Genomic DNA, 20438 nt, shown 5'->3' with positions numbered 1-20438 from the left:
TGTTTCCAATCTTATTCAGGTTTGTAGGGGAGCAGATCAACCGTGATCACATTACCGTCTGCCGGCTGAATCAGATTCGCCAGCGACTTCGCGGGGATGTTCACAGGAATTCCCATTGTCGAGCCATCCATCATCACAGCGGGGATCACAGGCGTGGTTAACGTACCGAGGGCTTTGACCGGGTCAGCAGGATCAAAGGGCAGGTCTTCCGGTTTCGTCCAGGGCACCGCTTTCTCCGCTGCAGCGATCACGAAGAAGATCGTATTGGAAGTCCCGTCAGTGATATCTCTGATACGTGGGCCCGGCCCCCCGGGAAACGGCGTCTTTTCTCCGGAAAAGGTCATCAAACGTGTTTCGCCTGGCTTACCTGCGGAACCAAACTGATAAATCGCCGGCATTTTTACTATTAAGGCTTTGTTGTGGGGGCTATCCCAGGGCTCATCCAGTTTGAACTGTTGATACAGTGCCTCCTGTCCCATGAAGGGCAGCAGATGCACGCGCCAACTCAAGTTGGGTTTACCGTCGACGAGATGTTCATCCGCGGGCGGAAACCGCCTGTATTTGTTGTCATAGTCGTAAAATGCCATGGTAATCTCGCGAAGCTGTTGCAGGACCTTGATCTGCCCTGGCTTCAGAGTGGTATGGACGATGACGAATTCTCGGTAGTCAACGACGGTAGCATCATCCGGACCAATCAAGGCTTTCCATTGCGAGTCATCGATATCCCGTTTGAAACAGAGAGTCGCGCCATCGGCCAGCAGTACCGGAATGCCACGACCAGCGGCTCCGAATTCTTCCTTCGGATGTTCCAAATTCAAACCACCGGGCCGAGTCCACTCTACAGCTTTGTCCGGGCCTGCTTCAACAACCATAACGGTATTCGAAGTCCCGTCTTTCACATTCCGCATGGATACAGGTTTACCGACAGGAAATAGGGTAGATGGCGTCTCTCTGCCTCTCGAGTTTTTTCCCCATCGTCCTTCAAAGACACGGAAGCGGGTCTTGTCTGAGCCGATCGGGGTATCGGGAGAGCGGTAAACCTCGGGCATCTTCTTTGCCAGCGGGGCATTGGCTGGACTATCCCAGGCTTCATCCAGTTTGAATTGATCGTATAGCGGTTTCTGACTCAGAAAGGGCAGAATGTGGACCCGCCAGCTGACTTTCAACTGACCATTCTCATCGTAATATTCAGGATGTTCTTCCTGTGATGGTAAGAAAGACCGGTTTTTATCATGTGAGTAATGCAGGGCCAGGCCAATGTCTTTCAAGTGCGCTTTCACCTGCTGATAACGTTCGACCGTCATCGGCTCCCCTGGTTTCGTCACCATTTTGGGATCGATGGTCTTTTCCTCCGCAGTGGCAGAATCTTTTGAGGGTGACTGTTCGGCAGACAAAGCTGAAGAGTCGTCTTTTTCCGCTGTGGAATCACCAGGCTGAGGCTTTTGACAACCTGCAGAAACCAGCAGCAGGAACAGGCAGAGAGAGAATGTGGACAGACAGCGGTTCCAGTTCCCCGGAACAGCAGGGAGTAAGCGAGTAGCAGACATGTAGGCAAACTTTCAGCTGAGTCAAATCGGATCAGACCCCGCGCGCATGGGGGGCTGATGAAGCGAAGTTTGTGCCTGCCTTCGTTCTGTGAGTGTGTGTCTTTCGACATCAGAGAGAAGTAATTTAAGTCTATCTTCCACTTTAGGTTCAGGCAAGTTAAATGCGGACAAAGAATCACACCAGCCAGCGATCCGACATGCTGCAGGCAGGAGGTGTGGTTGAGTTAAACAAATTCTGTACACACCCCGATCAGGATCCGATTTTGTCTCCCAAAGAATCGGCGATTTCAGATGCATTCTCTCCCCACGCGAGCTATGATCGAAGCCCGACATCCTGAAATTTCTCCTGATGATAATAGAAACTCACACCATGCAATCTCCCAAAACATCCCGCCGCTCGTTTCTGAAAACATCTCTCGCTCTGACCGGAACCTTTCCACTGGTCGCCGGACTGGCCTACGCGGAATCAAAATCCTCGGACAAACCCCTGATGGCCTATGTCGGCACCTTCAGTTCTCCGCTTCAGGATGTGCTCGATACCCAGGTCGACCTGCCACCCGGTAACGGACGCGGCATTCATCTCTTCCAGATCGATCGCGAAACGGGAGCAATGACTCCCGCCGGCATTCAGCGGATGGGAACCAGCCCCAGTTGTCTGGCCGTCAACGCGGAAGGCACACGCCTTTATTCGACCAATGAAACCGATCGGGTCGGCCAGGAAAAGCATGGTTCCGTCTCCGCCTTCAAGATCAACCGGGAAGACGGCTCGCTCACAGAACTCAACAAGGTCAACTCGGGGGGAGACGGGCCGACCTATGTCAGCATCCATCCCTCAGGAAAATACCTGCTGATTGCGAATTATTTCGGCGGTTCGATTTCCGTGCTCCCCATTCTGAAAGACGGCTCACTCGGCGAAGCCACCGATGTCAAAAATGATGCCGGCAAAATCGGTCCCACCACAGCCACGAATGCCCCCGAAGGTAGCTTCGCCTTCAGTGGTCACGATCATACGCACGCTCACATGATTCAGGCCGATCCCTCCGGTCGCTTTGTGTTTCATGTCGATCTCGGACTGGACAAAATCTACATCTGGAAGTTCGATGAAAAAACGGGCAAACTCTCGCCGAATGATCAGGCTGCAGTCTCTCTGCCTCCCGGCGACGGACCCCGGCACTTCCACTTCCATCCGAACGGACGCTGGTTCTATTCGATCCAGGAAGAAGGTTCGACGCTGGTCCTCTTCGATTTCGATCCAAAGGCTGGCACACTGACCGCCCGGCAGACCATCTCGACACTGCCGGATGGTTTCAAAGGCAGTAACTTCTGCTCGGAAATTCTGGTCTCGGAAGACGGGAAGTACGTCTATGCCGGCAACCGGCTGCACGACAGCATCGGCATCTTTTCCGTCGGCGCCAACGGCGAACTGACCTGGGTAGCTGATGAATGGACCCGCGGCAATTATCCCCGCAGCTTCAGCTTCGACCCGACCGGCGAATTTCTCTACTGCTGTAACCAGCGGGCCGACAGCGTGGCCGTGTTCAAGGTCGATAAAGCAACAGGCAAGTTGCACTTCACAGACCACTACGCTGCCGTCGGTAACCCCTCGCACGTCGTCTTTCTGGACCTGGCGAAGCAACCTTGATGCAGGAGTTAATATGATCCAGACTGGATTGCTGAGTTCGTAAGCGAGAAATGAGGAACGATTCATGGCCGCTGACAGTGACTCGGAGAAAACACCTCAGGGCATCAATCGCCGCCGTCTGGTTCTGGATCTGATTGGCCTGCCTCTCTTCTTCGCTCTGTTTATGTTCCTGCCTGCGGGAACATGGACATGGTCGAAGGGCTGGCTGTTCATTCTCTTTCTGCTGGTGGTCGTCTCAGCAGGATTCGTAGTTCTTCAGCGTGTAAATCCCGAAGTCATTGTCGCGAGAAGTCACTTCCACCAAGGAACGAAACAGTGGGACAGAATCCTGCTCGGTTTTTACTTTCCATCGATGCTGGCCATCGTCCCCATAGCGGCTCTCGACGAGAGTCGATTCCATTGGTTTCCGGTTCCGTGGTGGATCTGCATCGTCGGCTATTTTATGCTGCTGGCCGGGATGGTAATTGTCACCTGGGCCGAAGCCGTGAACAAGTTCTTTGAAGTCACCGTGCGGATTCAAACAGATCGCGGGCATGCGGTGATCGACACAGGCCCTTATGCCATCATGCGTCATCCCGGCTATGTCGGGGGAATCCTCACTGCCATCGGCATGCCGCTTTCGTTGGGATCCCTGTGGGCCTTGATTCCAGCTGGAATCGCCTCCCTGGTGTTGATTGTGCGAACCCACTGGGAAGACCAGACCCTGCAGGCAGAATTGAACGGGTACCGGGAATACGCATTGCGGGTGCGCTATAAGCTGATCCCAGGCATCTGGTAACGAAAAAAGATCACCCGCGGAAACGGACCGGCATTCTTAGACAAACTCACGTACATCTGAAGAATCTCTGAGTTTCAGGTACCCTCAAAACACAAAAACCCGACGGGAAAGGTTTCACACCATTTCCTGTCGGGTTTTCATAGTACCGGAGGCGGGACTTGAACCCGCACGGGGTTTACCCCCACTGGATTTTGAATCCAGCGCGTCTGCCGATTCCGCCACTCCGGCTTGAGAATAAGAGTATATATTATAACGCTTTATGAAATTCAATGGAAACAGGCAAAAAACTCGGATCCCATTGACCGACTCAGAATGGCCCGTTGCCTGAAAAGGCCTCGAATCAGGCCGCTTCGATGGCTGCTGCCGAGAGTGGGAATTTCAGTGTGAAAGCAGTCCCTTTACCAACGGCACTCTCAACACGGATGCGTCCGTTATGGGCCTCCATGACCTCTTTGGCCAGTGACAGTCCCAGTCCGGTGCCTCCCTGACCATTCTCGTCTGCTTCTTTGGTCGTGTAAAACTGTTCAAAGATATGGTGCAGCTGCTCGGGCGGAATACCAGAACCGCTGTCGCGCACAATCACCTCGGCCAGGTTCGATTCCGCATTCACTCGCACCGCCAGATCGAGTCTGCCGCCGCCGGGCATCGCCTGACGGGCATTCACGATCAGATTGACAAGCACCTGCTGGATCTGGTTCGGATTCAACGTGACTTCCGGCTGAGCATCAAAATGAGTATGCAGATTGACGCGGTTCATCGTCAGGTCTTTTTCCACCAGGGCGATCACGCTCTTGACCAGCACGACCAGGTCGACCGGTTCCTGGCGACTCTCATTACCGCGAGCATACGAGAGCATGCCGGTGGTGATCTTGGCGGCCCGCTGACCGGCGGAGAGAATCTTGGTAAACGCTTTGTCCCGGCGTTCTTCCTCTTTGTGACGCAGGCCCAGCTTCGCGTAGTTGATCACGGTCGTGAGAATATTGTTGAATTCATGCGTGATTGATGAAGCCAGGGCACCCACGGAGCTCATCTTCTGTGCCTGAATGAGCTGCTTCTGATAATCCTGGACTTGAGCTTCCAGCTCTTTGACGCGGGCTTCAAGATTTTCGACGGTTTGCTGAGTCATAAACCTGACACATCCTTGTGAGGCGAGTGAGTTGTAATTTCGAACACCCATTTGATTCAAGTTTGATTCAAGCTGCACTTGAAGCGGGAGAGTGTTTCAGCTGCGCTATCTACCTATGAATATCGGCTGCCGCAAATCGGCAATCCAGAACCTGAGCAGCCACCTGTTACACTCGCCCAAGAATGAACCCTCTAGATCCAGTTATGTAAACAGGCAGGGGCAGGGGGTATAGGGGTTATGGGTTTGGTTCAGCCATCAATGAGCCCCAATATGTAGGCGTGAAAGCCACAAAACTATAAAGAAGGAGGCTCAGAATGGATTGCCAAACGACATCTTTGCATTAGCAACAGACGTTAGTAAACTGTTGCAAAATAGAGGAATAGGATGCGATGTTGCTACAGAATCCTGCTGACAGCCTGGATGCCGCAGCTGGAACAGACCTGACAGAGCTCCGTATCCGCAGTCGTCCAGGAAACCGTTGTTCTTAGCGCAACGGATTCAAATATCTATTAGGAAAAGGTTCTGCAGAATACCTGGAGTGTGTTTCTTTTCAGGGTTGACTTTCTGCACCAGATCCTTGTCAGGCAATCTGATTTAAGCGGCAGCCCGCTCTTCGGCAGGCCCCTGATCCTGTTGATCGTCTGCCTGACTCTGGCGTTGAGCACACTGAATCCGGTAGGCGATTTCTTTGGCAATTGCCTGGTTGAAGTTCAGCTGGAACTGCTGGTACGAAAACTGGGCTGCACAGCACCAGCCGATCACGGACTGGCAACGCTGCGGACGGAGCTCCAGCTCGCGCATCGCAGAGATCAGTGAGGCGGGACTCTGTTCTGAGAAATGGATTCCACTTCCCAGTCCATGCTGCTCAAAGCAGATGACTGACTGGGCTGCTTCACAGCCTCCAAAGATCACCACCGGGGCACCACAGCTCTGTGCTTCCTGGGCAGACAGATCAAAGTCAACATCCCGTGGGCAGATCACTGCTTTGCAGAGCCGATACTGATCTCGCAGAGTCTGATCATCGATGGCACCGATGATTTCCACTTGAGCTTCATTGTGAACGGCAGCGGGGACCTGTTCTGCAGGAATCCCGATGATCGACAGACTCTGTTTGAGAGCCACACAGGCATCGACGGCCAGTTGTTCCTGCGCAGTCCAGGGGCCGTCGACAACCAGCAGATAGAAATCATTCCGTCTTTCATAGCCGGAACTGAAAAAATCAGTATCAACGGGAGGACGTACAAATGAAGTGAAACGATCCCGGTTCTGATTCAAAAGCGTTTTGGTCGGTACAACGAACTCCACTTCAGTTAGTGAGTTGACCAGCTGGTGATCGATGGGCTGCTGATTGCTGGCGATCGGTTCCAGGTAGCACATATGCAACTGGTGGTGCTGGCATTTGATCGAGGCGGCTGCTTCGAGGCTCGTGCTGATGATCAGATTTGCCCGGGAAACATCCACTTCCTTATCCGGAGAAAAACCGGTTCCGAAACGGGCAATCGTGGAGGAATGAGGCCAGGTCTGATTCAGTGCTTCCCAGATACTATATTCAATGCGCGTATGAGATACGCCTGTGTGCACTAAGATCACACTCATGTTGTTTCCTCCTTGAAACGATGATGAGTCTGAATCAAATCCTGTTGTTATTCTGCCAGCAGCGACTTCACCGCAGAATACGCTTGAGGGATGCTCAAAGAAGGGGGTGATGTATGTAGTAACTCAAGTCAGACAACAGAGAAAGGACTCATTTTCAGTCACCGCGGTTGTCAGCCGCAGAACTGATATAAAAACAGGGGACGACACGTCAGTTGAGAATCACTGACCGTCTGGCGCTGATATTGACAAATCTCGAAAATCTGGTCAATCCGAATCTGCCCGGATTCTAGAACGAAACGGGTGCCTGCCCTACTTTTTATCAGACCGGAACAGCAGATTCCTGATGGGAAACAGGATGAATCGCTTCAAAATCGGGCGTTGTGTATCCCTGTTCCGCCTGGTGAATCAGCGCTGCCATTTCCCACGCGGTCACGTAATAATATTTCCACTCGGGATGCCGGGCGGCTTCGCGACGCAATTCTGCATGAAACGCCTCCGTTTCCGGTCCCAGCAGAGTCTCCAGATTACCAGGTTTGGCGCCATGGGTGTGCAGCTTGATAAAGGTCCAGTCAGGCCGTCCTGCCACATGCACATCTGCCGCCAGCCAGTGCCGGAAACGTGAGATCGTTGCCGGACGACCACCGTGCAGGTCCGAGTTCTCAATCCCGGGCATGAATCCCCATTTCCGTTGATTCCAGTCGAGTCCCAACGGTCCCTGGATCATCAGCAGGCTGTCACGCTCGGGAGTCTGACCAACGTGCGCGAGCGTTCCTGCATCGTGTGATTTACACTTGCCAGGCTGATTCTTCGCATAATAGATGCTGTTGATGATACGTGTCTGGGTGTCACTGGGAGCCGAAGGCATCGTCAGGTCGGCGTAGCAGCCTGTCTCCAGCAGCACATCGATTTCATTGTCGACCCCACACCAGCGACCATCCGGACGCGAGTTACATAGAGCCCAGTTTCCATGAATGAAACTGTAGAGAATTTCGCCGGTCTCAGGATCCTTGCGCAGCAGTCCATGTCGTTCGTAGAGGGTCTTGCGAAAATCGTTCATTTTCTGACGCAACCCCTCGGCCGTGTCATTGTCGTGGTGCAGGTGGATCTCTACATCGCCGAATCCCTGTTTGCAGAGTCGCGCCAGGCGATCCAGGTACTCGGGCTGATACTGATCCTGCGGAAAGAAGAACGTATGCTGAGGCACCTGTCCCCGCGAATCACTGAAACGCGAGAAGCGGGCCGGATATTCTTCACACCAGCGGTCCACGCGGGCGATCGCTTCCGCTTTCTGCGGATTACCCCATTCCGGTTCATAGTGATCGCAAACCGCGATGAAGATATGCCGGGGCTGTTCCGGGGTAAATCTAATCGGCCGATCCTGCTTCTTCTGAAACAGATAAGCGGGCAGCCAGTACTGCATGTTCCGGGCACGAATCGCCAGGGAAACGAAGCCGACGCACGCCATCACCAGCAGGCTGAGCATTGCGATACAGGCAAATAGAAATGTATTCATGACAGATATCTTTATGAATGATGAGAGGGGATATGATTCTCAAAAGTTTCCGGATCAAGGTCGCTCTGCTGTTCCAGGGGAAACGCTTCATCGACAGGTACCACGCGTGAGGCACTGCGTTCGGTCCGTTCCCAGGTGCCGGTCTGTCGCGTGAAGAGCCAGCGGAACAGGCCAATTCCCAGTGCCAGGTTCATCTGCACGAACATGCCCGGAACCCGACAGAGTTTACGGAGCACGCCCCCTCGACTCGCGAGTTTCATACCCAGGAAGGCAGACAGGTAAAACAGTCCCTGGCCCAGTAAGGTGACCTGGTAGAGTGTCTGATTTAGCAGGCACAGATTCGCCAGCAACGCCACGGTCATGAAGACCGGACAGAACCAGCGCAACAGTTTGTGTGACCAGAATGCAAAAGCGATATATCCATATCGAGGACTCAACAGCCCCTTCAGGTGTCGTAAACTCTGGAAACCGCCGGTACCGATGCGGACACGACGCTTGAATTCTGCCTGTACCGAAGTGGCAGATTCCTCGGTCGCGAAAGCACTGCCGTCATAGATCAGGCGCCGGCCCATCAGATGGACCCGCATCCCGATCAGGAAATCGTCAATGATCGTTTCTGGTGGAATGGGCATGTAGATCGACTTGCGTAAGGCATACAGTGCACCGTTTACGCCCAGTACGGCTCCGAGGTTGGTTTCACACTGTTTCAGGAAGTTTTCATATTTCCAATACAGGCCGTCCACATTTTTTCCCGTCTCCGAATCCTCGAGAATCAACTGCCCGCAGACACCACCGATGGTTTCATCGTCAAAGTGTCGTACCAGCTGTTTGAGGCACTGTGGATCCATGTGCGTATTGGCATCAGAGAAGACCAGGATTTCACCACGGGCCGCTGGCACGCAGTCATTTAAAACCGATGACTTGCCCCGCCGTTCTTCGAATTGCAGCAGACGCACGCGGTCATCGTCATACATGGTGACCAGTTCGCCGGTCAGGTCTTCGTTCCCGTCGCAGCCGATCAGCACCTCAAGTTTGTCGGCAGGGTAGTCCAACTGCGCAAGATTATTCAAACGATCGAGAATGACATTCTCTTCCCGATAGGCGGCGATAATAATTGACACAAAGGGGAGTTCCCCCGTCGTTGCCGTTTCGCCCTGATTGTTCGTTAATGGTTCCGCACGTCGGGAATGATGCCGTGAAAGCAACCAGATCAGCAGTGGATAGCCGACATAGGCGTAGGCGATCAACGCGACGGATCCCCAGAAGAGGCTGATGAAGAGTGTGGATATCATGGCGCCACCTTTGGCTGATGTTGTTTGTAGGGGAGTTCGGCCTGATTGATTTCTGTTCTGCTGACAGGTTCCGCCTGCTGATGAACCTTAATCACTTTTGCAGGAATCCCGCCGACGGTGGTGTGCGCTGCGACGTCTTTCACGACGACCGCATTCGCCCCGATCTTCGAGTGCGAGCCAATTTCAACCGCACCAATCACCTTGGCTCCCGCACCGATAAAGATGTCCGATCCCAGTCGAGGAGAGGTGTTGCGTTCCGCGCCGATGGTCACCTGGTGTTCCAGTTTGATGTCATCACCGGCCTTGACGGAGCCGTTAATCACGATTCCCTGGCTGTGGATGATCACCAGACGGCGACCGAAATCCGCACCGCGTCCAATGATGCACTGGCAGAAGATCGCATTACATTTATTGAAGATCATGGCCAGCGGCGCCAGTTTCCAGGCACTTGCCCACTGCATCAGGCGGTACCAGAGCATCGCCATCGTACCGTCTGTCAGGCACGTTTTCAGCAGGCTCCGCGCAGTCACGCTGCCGTAGCACCATTCTGATTTTGCTTTGAGATCTTCCCAGAATTTCATGTTCAGCCCATTTCGATTCGAAGTAATCAGATCCGGTGATGGACCAGTTGGTTTAACAGTTCCGCCAGTTGTCCAGCCTGGTGTTCCCGCTGGAACTGTTCCCGTTTTTCCGGATGAGGCATCGGTGAGACCGTTTGGCCACTCAGGCGATTGATCAGCCAGTGAGCGAGTTTGTCGGTTTCGCTGGCACGGAAATTCCCCTCCGGCCAGAAGTCCTGCAGAATCCCCGCCGTTTCTCCTTCAGGGGTAATCGACAGGATTTCCCGCTGGATTGCCAGGTATTCAAACAGCTTGGCCGGTGCCACGCGATCGGCGCCTTCCACATCGCTGAGCAGCAGGCAGAGTGCATCCGCGGCTGCCATCTTTTTCAAGGCTTCGTGGTGGGCACAGTAGTCTTCGCAAATCAATGTGCAGTCCGTCTGGTTCAGACGATCCAGAATTTCCCGCTGTTCGGGTGTCTTTCTCCCAATCACCTGCAGTTCCAGATGCTTCAGGATCGCAGGTTGTGACTGATGTACGGCTTCAATCGCCCGCACGAGTGGTTCAATCGTGGTCAGGTTCCAGAGTGTTCCCGTATAGACAATCCGAAACTTTCTGCCACTCTCTGGTGTGTAAGTCGATGACGTCTCATGCGGCGTGTCAAAGTCATCCGGATCGTAGCCGTTATAGATACACTGTCCGACAGGCGAGGCGCCAAACTGCTCCGCCCGGTCCAACAGACGCTGCGTGCTGGCCTTCGTGGTAGCGACAATCGCGTCTGAGTGACGCATGACTTTTTTCTGTAACCGGGTCTGAATCAGATCCGAGATCCGGTCCCGCTGATGATTTTCCAGGTACTTACTGCTCAGATCCCACTCGTCACGGAAATCTGAAATCAGGGGCAGATGGAATATTTTTTTGAGTTTGCTGGCCAGAATCAGGTTCGAATAGGGCGGGGCGGTTGCCAGGATGGCATCGTGGGGGACCCGCTTCAGCAGCCGCTTACCGGCCTTGAGTGCATTCGGATACCAGAGGATCTGCGCATCGGGCTGCAGCAACATTCCCGCACCCGCTTTGACCACCTTTTTGCAGGATGACTTGAGCGAACCTGACAGGCTCACTTTTTGCGCCTCTTCCTGCTTCTGAGCCATATTCTTCTTGAGTGTGTAGTCCGGTTCCCAGGTCCGTGCCTTTTCCAGATGTGTGCCTTCAGGAATATCGACCAGCAGGCTGTTATCGAATACCGGTACCGAAGGGTTGGCAGCCATCAGCACGCTCACATCCCAGCCAAACTGCTTCAGGTATTTCACGAACTTGACGGGACGCTGTACGCCGGCACCGCCAACCGGGGGGAAATGATAGCTCACCAGCAGCAGTCGCTTACGTGACTCCTGTGGACGCGGCTGTTCTCCCGAATCGGACAGATCGACAGGTTGAGAGAGGATGGTAGACATATATCAGAAATTCCTTTGTATACACTCAGGCAGAAGCCCGTTGTTTGACTGGCGCTGGTTTCGTACCGGAAGCAAGCCAGTGGCTGACTCCCAGGGAGCGGATATCATATTGTGTGTGTTCCGAAAGCTGACGTACCGCTTCGATCGCGTAGGGGTGATTGTCGTGCATCAGGCAGAAATTCCCTGCCTGCGGTTGAAAGCGTTCGCACCACTGGTTGATTTGTGAGTTTTCGGTCATCTGGTAATCCCGCGGATCGGTATCCCAGAGCACGATGGTTTTGTGACGCCGCCAGAGCCCCAGCATTTTGCCCGCGGACAGTTTTCCTTTGGGAGGCCGCACCAGGCGCGGAATGCTGCCGGTGATATCACTCAGAATCCGGTCTGTCTGATCGATCTCTGCCAGGAACTGTCTGGCTGTCGTCTGTGCAGGCTCGCTGTGAGTCAGGGTGTGATTGCCGATTTCGTGACCTTCCTGAACCATCCGCTGGATGATCTCGGGGTGACGTTGTGCCTGGGCGCCGATCACGAAAAAAGTCGCCTGTTGCTGATACTGCAGCAGTAGATCCAGCAGGCGGGGGGTGTACTCCGGATGCGGACCATCATCAAAGGTCAACGCCAGCGGTACGGGAGCCTGCGAGTGGGGACCCGCTGGTGTCTCTGAGGACAGAACCGGATGGGGAGACGTACCTTGAACCAGATACAGTCGCCGTGGGACGACTGCAGTCAACGAACGCTTTATCAACTGGCGAATCTGGTTCATGTTCGAATTTCAAACTGGTTGTCTGAGTTTTCTGTTGTTACGACGGTAAGACGATCGCGATTTCTGCTGCTCCGTTAGACCGGCTGAATACCGCGTACTGCAGTCAGACAAAATCTGACTCAGTTGCACAGCGGACTCCTGCCAGGTCAAAGGTTCGAAAACCCGTTGCTCCGGAATCGCAGGCACCGCCAGCATGCCCGACAGGGCGTCTGCTAGCAGCTGTGGATTGTTCGGAGTCACCAGCCGATCCTGGAGGGGATCGGCGATCTCCGGAATCCCGCCCACGCGACTGGCCACGAAACGGCTTCCGCAGGAAATCGCTTCCAGCAGCACATTGGGTACCCCCTCTGAAAGACTGGGCAGGGCAACGACATCGGCGGCCCGATACCAGTCTGCCAGTCGGGACTGTGGTTGTGATCCCTGCAACTGGAAAAACTTGTCTAATCCGTACTCTGTTACTTTCTGGCTCAAACGGGAATGTAATGAGCCGTTACCTAAAACATAGCATGTAAATGGAGGCCCCTGCTTACTTATTTTCTTACAGGCTTCCAGCAGAACCGTATGTCCTTTCACGGGTTCCAGTCGCCCCACACTGACAATTACTTTGCGATCCGGATCGAGCCCCAGCCGCTCGCGGGCCGCCCGTTGATCACCGGGGCAGAAGCGGCTGCGATCCACGCCCCGATAGATGGTATGAATCTTCTCAGGATGGATCTGCAGCTTTTGCACCGCCGCTTCGATGTCCTGGCTCACTGTGATCACAGCATCCGACTGCTGCAGGACGGATTGAATCGCCCGCCGCCGATGTCGATTCCGGGTCAACAGCAAGACATCGCTGCCCCCCGTCATGACGACTGCGGGAATTCCGTGTTCGAGGGCTGCCCTGACGGCGACTTCTCCATCCGGGTGCAGCCAGTACGACAGAATGACGTCCGGCTGGAACCGGGCGATAGCCCGATTCAAAGTCGGCCGGATCGACCAGTACAGGAACTGACCGTAATGCTGGTGCAACATTTTTGGTGGATAATAGAACCGCGGATAATCAACGCGCAATCCGTTAGCCGCTTCAAAAGGCAGCCAGTCGGGATCGAGTCGAGTCCGCTGCCTGACCCGGGAAGAACACTCATCCACCCAGGCGACCGGTGAGATCACATGGGTTTGGTGAAGTTCTCCCAGGGACTGCATCATCGCAGCGTTAAACGTCCCTTTTCCCGGGTGCTGGGAATTCGGAAACACATTAGATAAGAACAGGATTTTCATAAATCGTCCATCTTTCGATAGTCAATGCGCTACTGTTGGGCCAGCTTACCTGCTGCCCAGTTTTCCATATCGCACCAGTTGTCGCAGACCGGTATAAATGCCGGAGGTTTTCAACAGGTGTCGTGCTGCCTGATCAATCCTGCGAGAGGAATTCAGATAGCAGAGCAGGCTCTTGTTTTTTAACGTTTTCGACAACAACATCACGGCACCGCTGTGCGTGATCTCGGAGCTGTAACGCTGCTTGTATTGCGCATCGCCTTCGCCGAAGTCGTAAGTGCGGGGCGAGTCATACTCGGTCAGATCTTCGAGGATCAGTAATAACAGCGTTTCACCCGGTGACGCGCTGGCGTAATCCAGATCAAAACCGAATTCGAGATCGTTGAAAACGCCCTGAAACTGGTTGCTGATTTTGAACGCCACGGGGCGATCTCCGTCCATCAGCAGATAAGAACGCAAGGCACCGTGCAACGCGTAGAACATCAGTTCGTTGACTTCCCGTTCATTGTTTTTCACGCGCAATCCCAGGCGCTGACTCTGCCAGGAGTTTTTCGAAACCTGATGAGCTGCACTCAGGAAGTCGGCGATCTGGTCTGGTTCAGTGATCCGCACCAGCTTGAGATGGCTGTTATCCCGGATCATTTTGCGATGCTTACGACGTGATTTAGACCGGAACTGGTTCCAGTAATCAGCAGCATTTTCCGGGAAGCGAATCAGGCTGCGCGGCTGAAAACCCGTATGGGAATAGGTCAAGCAACGTCCTTCCATCCGATCCAGACAGGCTTTCACGGGCGAGTCGAGGTGCACATCTTCCAGAAACAGAAATGCTCCATGTTGCTGCTGACAGAATTTGAGCGTCGTCTCCAGCAGGAATTCCAGAAACGCAGAATTATCCTGGTATGCCTGCTCCAGCAGAAAACTGTTACCCTTTAAATAATAGCCTTGCAGCACTCGAGCCGGTCCCATACCACGCAGTGTCTTCGTGCTGATGTCTTTAGGACAACAGATGCCTGCAGCAACCAGCTTGCCCTGGTGACGGCAAAACATCACGTAACTGGGGCGATCCGGGAACGATTTCTTTAACTGCGGTTGCAGGTACAATAGATAATCCGGGTGATGGTTCAATAGTGCGTGTGAATCCTGTTCAAACAGTGCCAGCCAGTTCTGGTAGAACTGGGACATCGGTTGCAGGTCTTCCATCTGCACGGCATAGAAACTGATTTGCAGATCGTCAAACGGCGCGGCTTTTTCTATTTCCGGGTCGCGTGACAGATCGTGCTGAGTACAGGTTAAATTCATATTCATGGCGGGTTCACTTAACTTGTAGATTCAAAATCTGTTGATACAGGATTTCGTAGTCTTTGATCATTGAACGCACATTGAAGTGCTGTTCGACACGTTCGCGGGCCGACTGGCCCATAGTCAGCCATTTCTGAGGCTGAGTACACATTTGACAGATGGCCTCCGCAAGCAGCGACGCATTCGCCGCGGGGACCAGCAGGCCGGTTTCCGGTTGCTGGACAATCTCCGGATTTCCACCGACGGCCGTAGCCACAATCGGTAATCCGACCGACATGGCTTCCAGCAGGGTCAGTGAAATTCCTTCTGTCAGAGAAGAAGAAACGTAAAAGCCGGCTTGAGTCAGCAGGTCAGGGACGTCATTCCGCTCTCCCAGGAAACGCACATGGGATTCCAGGTTGAGTTCAGTTGTGATCTGTTCCAGTTTCGCGCGTTCGGGACCATCTCCCACGATCATCAGCTCGAATTCAGGAATCGAATCAACGACCAGCCGCACCGCTTGCAGCATCGTCGCAAGATCCTTTTCAGGCGACAGTCGCGAAACGGTAATCGCCCGCATCTCTGCCGCCGGTCCGGAAAAGGCAAAGCGATCCAGGTCGATCCCGTTCCAGATGCGGGTCACTTTACGCTCATTCAACCAGCCCACTGAGCGACAGCGGTTTCCCGTGTCATCCGAGACAGGAATCACGCGATCCGCCAGGCGGCTGGCCAGCGCAAACTGCAGCCGCTCGTTAAAGGTCTCTCCGAAGCGGCGGCCGTGGCGTGTCTGGATGATCGCGGGGATCCCGGCGAGACGCCCGGCCAGCGTGCCGTAAAAATGAGGGTACGCATTATGCGTGTGCAGCAGGTCGTAGTTCTTCTCCAGAAAGAACTCCTTCAACTGACGGATACGTCCCAGCTTACCCGAGGCGGTCAGCGGAAAGGGAATGACGGGGCAGCCCAGTTTCTGGATCTCTTCCGCAGGGGCTCCCATCTCTCCCAGCGCGACGAATTCGAGTTCGAATTCCTCTGCATTATGGAACCGGGCAAAATCGACCAGTAAACGCTCCAGTCCGCCCGTGCACAGAGTCAGGCTCAGATGACAGACCCGGAGCCGCGATGCCGATTTCTGAGCTGCGGCATTGGTTTCGTTGCTGGAAGTGATTTCGATGGTGCTCATGTTATTTTCATTCATAAGAGATTGATTCCGACTGAACTTGATACGGTTGCCGTTTATTCTTCGTCGGCGTTCGATTTCTGAATCAGCTGCATGGTCTGTTTGATTTTGCGCAGGGTATTCAATGCGGTGAATTTCCAGCGGGGGCGCTTCACCTGTGCCCATGTGAGATAGCTGTGATGTGTGCTCATCTTCTGTTTGTGGTGGCTGTTTCCGGCCAGGAAATCATAGGCATCGAATCCACGACGGAAGCACTCTTCGATACAGAGATAATCCGCGATCACACCCGGGCTCAGTTTCCCCTGGTATTCCGCAGAACCACCCTGGTAGCACAGCACGCGGTTGCGGTCGATCAGGACCTGCACGCAACCGATGATGTCTTCCCCGAGCTTGACGCGGAACAACCCCATCTGTCCGCTGGGAACCAGTTTCTGGATTAGTGCCTTATGGAAATCGGTAAATCGCTGGCTGGCATAGGAACCAGGTTCCCCCTCTTTCTGCCAGCGTGTCTGGTGTAACTCGACCAGATCCGCAAAGATGTCCTCCGCTTCGGCAACGCTCTCCGCCCATTGTTCATTCAGGTCGCCGTATGATTTCATGTTCTTCCGCAGATTCTTACGAGTGGAATAACCAAAGCCGGAAATGACTTCCCGTTCTTCCTCCCGGATCAGCTTGAGGTCGAAATAGCGACTTTCGATTTTGCGGTAACCCTCTTCGGAAACGGGCAGGTTCCAGGCTTCCAGCTCATCACTGGCAAAGCCGTCAAAGTGAATCGCATCCCAGTTTTTGTTTTTCTCAAGCAGTTCCATCATTCCCTGCATGAAGGCGGACTGTAATTCGGTGGGGACGAGCAGGGCATTGTATTCCACACACGCACTGTCGGACGCCGGTTCACCCGCCGTTCCCAGGTGCAGCGTATTGACAGCCAGCGGACCGTCGAACTGCGCGACCCCTTCGGTCACGAGACAGATCCCGCAGGGGGCATTGTCTTTGGTCGCCACGACGAACGAGTAGGGGACCAGGTCGCCGAAGTATTCGATCCAGGTTGACGTCCAGACGTGCGAACACATCAGGGGAACCTCGGAGAATTGTGCTTCTACTGTTTTCCAGACTTCCAGACAGGCTGCACGCTGGTTGCTGTCATACTGAGCCAGTGACAGCGCCTGTGCCGTCTCCTGTGTGGCAGAAGCATTGGAAAGCGTATCAATTGTCTGGTGAGAACAGTCGAGTAAAGTCATTCAATTACCTGTCAGGGTTAATAGTGATAAATGTGTTTCAGATAAAATATTTCAGGACGTGGTTCGTTTGAGTAAGGGACTGCCTTTCTCAAACAGCAGCCAGGTTCCAGCCAGGAAGGCTCCCCCTCCACAGGCAATACAGACCAGGGCCATCCACGAATTCCGTATCTCAAAGAAATGCGGCAGACAGTAGGAATACGCCAGCAGAGCCATCAGCGGGGCGATGGTTGGTCCAATCGCATAACGCAGCAGTCGGCTCCGGGAGATATCCAGTTTTTTCAACGCATACGGGAGCAGGATGCCGAGCTCCGCAAACAGAATCGGAATCGCGGTCCCCAGGGCCACGCCGACAAGTCCCATGTACTGGATGAGAATCAGCGATAAAATCAGGTTGGCCAGTGCTTCTCCCATGTAAATCAGGGACGGGACTTTCACATTTCCCATGCCATACAGCACCGAGCGGAAGATCGAGATCGGCAGTGCCACGATCCGGGCGCCCAGCAGAATTGTCAGCAGCAGATGACTCTCCGGATATCCGGGACCCACCCAGGTGTTGATCAATGTCTGTCCGAAAAAGCCCGCACCGATGAAAAAGCCGGTCACCAGCAGAAAGGATAGGGAGACGCCGTTCAGAACCAGCTTCTGTAAGGCACCATGGTCCTCGTTGGCATTCAACTCTCCTGCCCGAGGCATGAAGACCTTGCCGATCTGGGCGATGGGCATATTGATGAATTGTGTCAGTCGTAATGCGATGTAATACGGGACGATCATGGCTGGACTGAAGAAGATCCCGATCACAATGGAATCGGTGGCCTCGATCAGTGTCCAGGCGATGGCATCGATGAAAGCAAATCCACTGAACGAGCCACATTCCCGGAGGATCGACCAGTCCATATACTTTGTGCTGATGCGGAACTGTTTCAACTGGCGAAACGCAAACAGGCACTGCCCGATGTTTTCAAACAGGGTGACCGCGAGGAAAATCGCGGCGATAATCAGCAGCCCCTGTTCGGCTCGCAGGAAGGCCACGGTCAGAACCAGACGCAGAATCCCACTGGTCAGGTTGACTCCGCGTTCAATATCAAACCGCTGAATCCCCATCAGGACGCCACCAAACACGCTGCCCGCCAGACCCACAAATACGTTCAGACCCAGAATCAGGATCACGAGTCGAATTTCGGATATCGGCACCGATCCCCATTCACTCAGGTGGGGAGCCAGCCAGGCAATGATGCCGGCAGCCGTCAAAGCCAGAAACCCCATTCCCAGGTAAATTGCGAAAATGACATTCGCTACCTGGTTCAGGTGTTTCCAGTCTTCCTTGGCGTGATAATGTGCCACGTACCGGCTGATCGTCTGGCCAAAGCCCAGGTAGAGCAGGCCCGAATAGCCGGCGATCGCATTGATGAAAATCCAGCTCCCGTACTGCTGGTCGCCCAGGATGTGCAGTACGTAAGGCATGAGGAATACGCCGATCAACAGGCTCACCCCATGGTTGAGCCAGTTGGCACAGAGATTCCATTTAACTGATCGACGTTGATTCATGTTTGTTCTTTCGAAGAACCGTACTGACTACGGGTCAGCCGGCGAAAATTCGTACAAAAATGGCAATCGAGATCAGCATTCCCACGCTGATGCCAATCAGCCAGAGCTGATGTTGTTTATTCCAGTAAACGATGGGTGTGGGTCGCGCCAGACTGGCTCCCGCCAGGTTCAGATAAGCCGCAGAGACTCCTACAATCATGTAGGTCGGAACCACGTAACAGCGGGAGAGTGACATCATCCCGCCGCACCAGGCTGCCAGAATCGCACAGGCGTAAGGCAGGTAACGTTCCAGTTCCCGATCACGCATAATTGGTTTTCCCCGGGAAGCATTCTGAAAACGCACCAGACGATACAGACCCAGGGCAGCAAAAAAGAAACTGCCGATGAACAGGGTGCCGCCAAACAGCCCCAGTTCCGTAAACGCGTGGACGTAAGAATTATGAGCCGCGAGCCCCGCCATATCGGAGTATTCACCCTGGCCGATTCCGAAAAACAGATTCGCTGACTTCAGGGCAGAGATCCCCTCGCGCCAGAGCAGAATCCGGTCGTGTCCGGTACCGGAGTTCAAGTCGATATTGCCCTGTCGTCCCGCGAGTACTGTCAGGCCGGCAACACCGACCACGGCACAGGCAATCGCGGCTTTTTTACCATATTTCGGTAATACGAAGACCATGCCTGCGATGCCCAGAGTCAACAGGCCGCCGCGTGAGCGGGTATCCAGCAGGCCGATCATCAGGATGATCATGCTCACGATCCACAGGAACCGAAACGGGCTCTTGGCTGGATCGTTGAAAAAGTACAGGCACAGCATACCGGTGGCGACAATCAGTACGGACAGGTCGTTGGGATCCTGGAAGATACCCGTACCCCGCATCCGGAAGACGCGAATGACTTCACCCGCATCTGAGACGCCGTCACGGTCGCTGACGTGTTTGATGAATTCGAAGTCGATGATGCCGGCATAGTCAATCACACAGAGCAGAATCATCACCGATGACGAGATCGCCACCGTCTTCAGCAGTCCTTTCAGACGCTTCGGTGAATCGATAATGGAAATGAGCAGAATGTAATAAATCAGTGTTTTCAGAAATGCGATCGTCGATGTCCGTACCCCGTAGAGGTACATATGCGATAGATGTGACATCGCCACTGCGACCAATACCCCAATCACGCACAGCGTAATCGGCTGACGTTTCAGGTTCGGAAACTGCACCACACGCTTGATCTGATCCAGTGACAGAAAGAAGGATGACAGGATCAGCACTTCATAGATCGGCAGTCCCTTCAGAGCCGGAACCAGCTCCGCGGGCCTCAAGAACAGATTGATGTTGACCAACAGGAACAGGATATAAGCATTGTGGGGAGCCGAATTTCCCCCGATGATTGACTGAGGCAGGGGATGGCGACGTCGTGGAGAGGCCGCGTTTTGAGCGCGCATGCTCTGCGTATCGGGCATTCTCGTACTGGGAGCGGCCCGCTCGGCAGGAGGACTGGATGAATTTCCTTGATTAATCATCGAACTCGATTCAGTTGGAAATCCGCGTTTCCGTATATCCGGAACGGTACAGAGTTTCAGGCTCTCTAATCCGGATATTTTGACATTGCGCACTTACTGAAAAGATAGATCAGGAACCGGCTGCATGTGGCGAGAATTCAACGTTTCCCTCGCTTTCCG

At 53.9% G+C, this 20438-nt stretch carries 16 protein-coding genes and 1 tRNA gene; 2 read left to right on the top strand and 15 right to left on the bottom strand.

Translation table 11 applies throughout. From position 1 onward, the window contains the following. Positions 1-11: 11 nt before the first annotated feature. Positions 12-1547: a DUF1559 family PulG-like putative transporter gene (locus tag FYZ48_RS16020; protein WP_149342088.1), complete on the bottom strand. Its 1536-nt coding sequence runs from the start codon at positions 1545-1547 to the stop codon at positions 12-14. Between the two features lie 370 nt (positions 1548-1917). Here FYZ48_RS16020 and FYZ48_RS16015 point away from each other — a divergent pair, with 370 nt between their 5' ends. Both FYZ48_RS16015 and FYZ48_RS16010 read left to right on the top strand, forming a co-directional pair. Beyond that, positions 1918-3189 carry a lactonase family protein gene (locus FYZ48_RS16015; protein ID WP_149342083.1) on the top strand — a complete coding sequence of 424 codons (1272 nt, stop codon included), beginning with the start codon at positions 1918-1920 and terminating at the stop codon, positions 3187-3189. A 64-nt stretch (positions 3190-3253) separates the two neighbouring features. Continuing rightward, a complete protein-coding gene (locus FYZ48_RS16010) occupies positions 3254-3967 on the top strand; it encodes a methyltransferase family protein (protein ID WP_149342079.1) in 714 nt (237 codons plus the stop codon). Positions 3968-4110: 143 nt separating this feature from the next. Here FYZ48_RS16010 and FYZ48_RS16005 read toward each other — a convergent pair. The 14 genes from FYZ48_RS16005 to FYZ48_RS15940 all read right to left on the bottom strand — a co-directional run bounded on the left by FYZ48_RS16005 (position 4111) and on the right by FYZ48_RS15940 (position 20279). After that, positions 4111-4195 (bottom strand) — tRNA-Leu (locus FYZ48_RS16005). Between the two features lie 112 nt (positions 4196-4307). Next, positions 4308-5093 (bottom strand): sensor histidine kinase, encoded by a 786-nt coding sequence (locus tag FYZ48_RS16000; protein ID WP_145185911.1) that lies wholly within the window; start codon positions 5091-5093, stop codon positions 4308-4310. Between the two features lie 594 nt (positions 5094-5687). Then, on the bottom strand, positions 5688-6689 hold the full coding sequence (locus FYZ48_RS15995; protein WP_149342077.1) for a glycosyltransferase: 1002 nt from the start codon (positions 6687-6689) through the stop codon (positions 5688-5690). Between the two features lie 319 nt (positions 6690-7008). Beyond that, the gene (locus FYZ48_RS15990) at positions 7009-8202 is read right to left on the bottom strand and encodes a hypothetical protein (RefSeq protein ID WP_242022683.1); all 1194 of its coding nucleotides are present in this window, start codon (positions 8200-8202) and stop codon (positions 7009-7011) included. An 11-nt stretch (positions 8203-8213) separates the two neighbouring features. Continuing rightward, positions 8214-9494 (bottom strand): glycosyltransferase family 2 protein, encoded by a 1281-nt coding sequence (locus FYZ48_RS15985; RefSeq protein ID WP_149342075.1) that lies wholly within the window; start codon positions 9492-9494, stop codon positions 8214-8216. After that, the gene (locus FYZ48_RS15980; protein WP_149342073.1) at positions 9491-10075 is read right to left on the bottom strand and encodes a serine O-acetyltransferase; all 585 of its coding nucleotides are present in this window, start codon (positions 10073-10075) and stop codon (positions 9491-9493) included. Before FYZ48_RS15980 ends, FYZ48_RS15985 begins: the two co-directional genes overlap by 4 nt. 26 nt (positions 10076-10101) lie before the next feature. Continuing rightward, positions 10102-11508, bottom strand: coding sequence for a glycosyltransferase family 4 protein (locus FYZ48_RS15975; RefSeq protein ID WP_149342071.1), 1407 nt, complete (start codon positions 11506-11508; stop codon positions 10102-10104). Positions 11509-11533: 25 nt separating this feature from the next. Further along, entirely contained in the window at positions 11534-12268 is a 735-nt protein-coding gene (locus FYZ48_RS15970) for a polysaccharide deacetylase family protein (protein WP_149342069.1), read from the bottom strand. A 9-nt stretch (positions 12269-12277) separates the two neighbouring features. Next, positions 12278-13528 carry a glycosyltransferase gene (locus tag FYZ48_RS15965; protein ID WP_149342067.1) on the bottom strand — a complete coding sequence of 417 codons (1251 nt, stop codon included), beginning with the start codon at positions 13526-13528 and terminating at the stop codon, positions 12278-12280. A 45-nt stretch (positions 13529-13573) separates the two neighbouring features. Beyond that, positions 13574-14830, bottom strand: a complete 1257-nt coding sequence (locus FYZ48_RS15960) for a GNAT family N-acetyltransferase (protein WP_149342065.1) — start codon at positions 14828-14830, stop codon at positions 13574-13576. A gap of 7 nt (positions 14831-14837) precedes the next feature. Next, positions 14838-15983 carry a glycosyltransferase gene (locus FYZ48_RS15955; protein ID WP_149342062.1) on the bottom strand — a complete coding sequence of 382 codons (1146 nt, stop codon included), beginning with the start codon at positions 15981-15983 and terminating at the stop codon, positions 14838-14840. Positions 15984-16036: 53 nt separating this feature from the next. Then, positions 16037-17218 carry a GNAT family N-acetyltransferase gene (locus tag FYZ48_RS15950; RefSeq protein WP_149342060.1) on the bottom strand — a complete coding sequence of 394 codons (1182 nt, stop codon included), beginning with the start codon at positions 17216-17218 and terminating at the stop codon, positions 16037-16039. Positions 17219-17269: 51 nt separating this feature from the next. Beyond that, complete coding sequence (locus FYZ48_RS15945) at positions 17270-18763, bottom strand: oligosaccharide flippase family protein (RefSeq protein WP_149342058.1); 1494 nt, start codon at positions 18761-18763, stop codon at positions 17270-17272. Between the two features lie 34 nt (positions 18764-18797). Continuing rightward, positions 18798-20279 (bottom strand): O-antigen ligase family protein, encoded by a 1482-nt coding sequence (locus FYZ48_RS15940; RefSeq protein ID WP_149342056.1) that lies wholly within the window; start codon positions 20277-20279, stop codon positions 18798-18800. Positions 20280-20438: the final 159 nt, after the last annotated feature.

Origin of the sequence: Gimesia chilikensis (genome assembly GCF_008329715.1) — a bacterium.
Classification (GTDB): domain Bacteria; phylum Planctomycetota; class Planctomycetia; order Planctomycetales; family Planctomycetaceae; genus Gimesia; species Gimesia chilikensis.
Note: the sequence above shows the minus strand (reverse complement) of the source record. Positions and strands in the feature narration are given on the sequence as shown.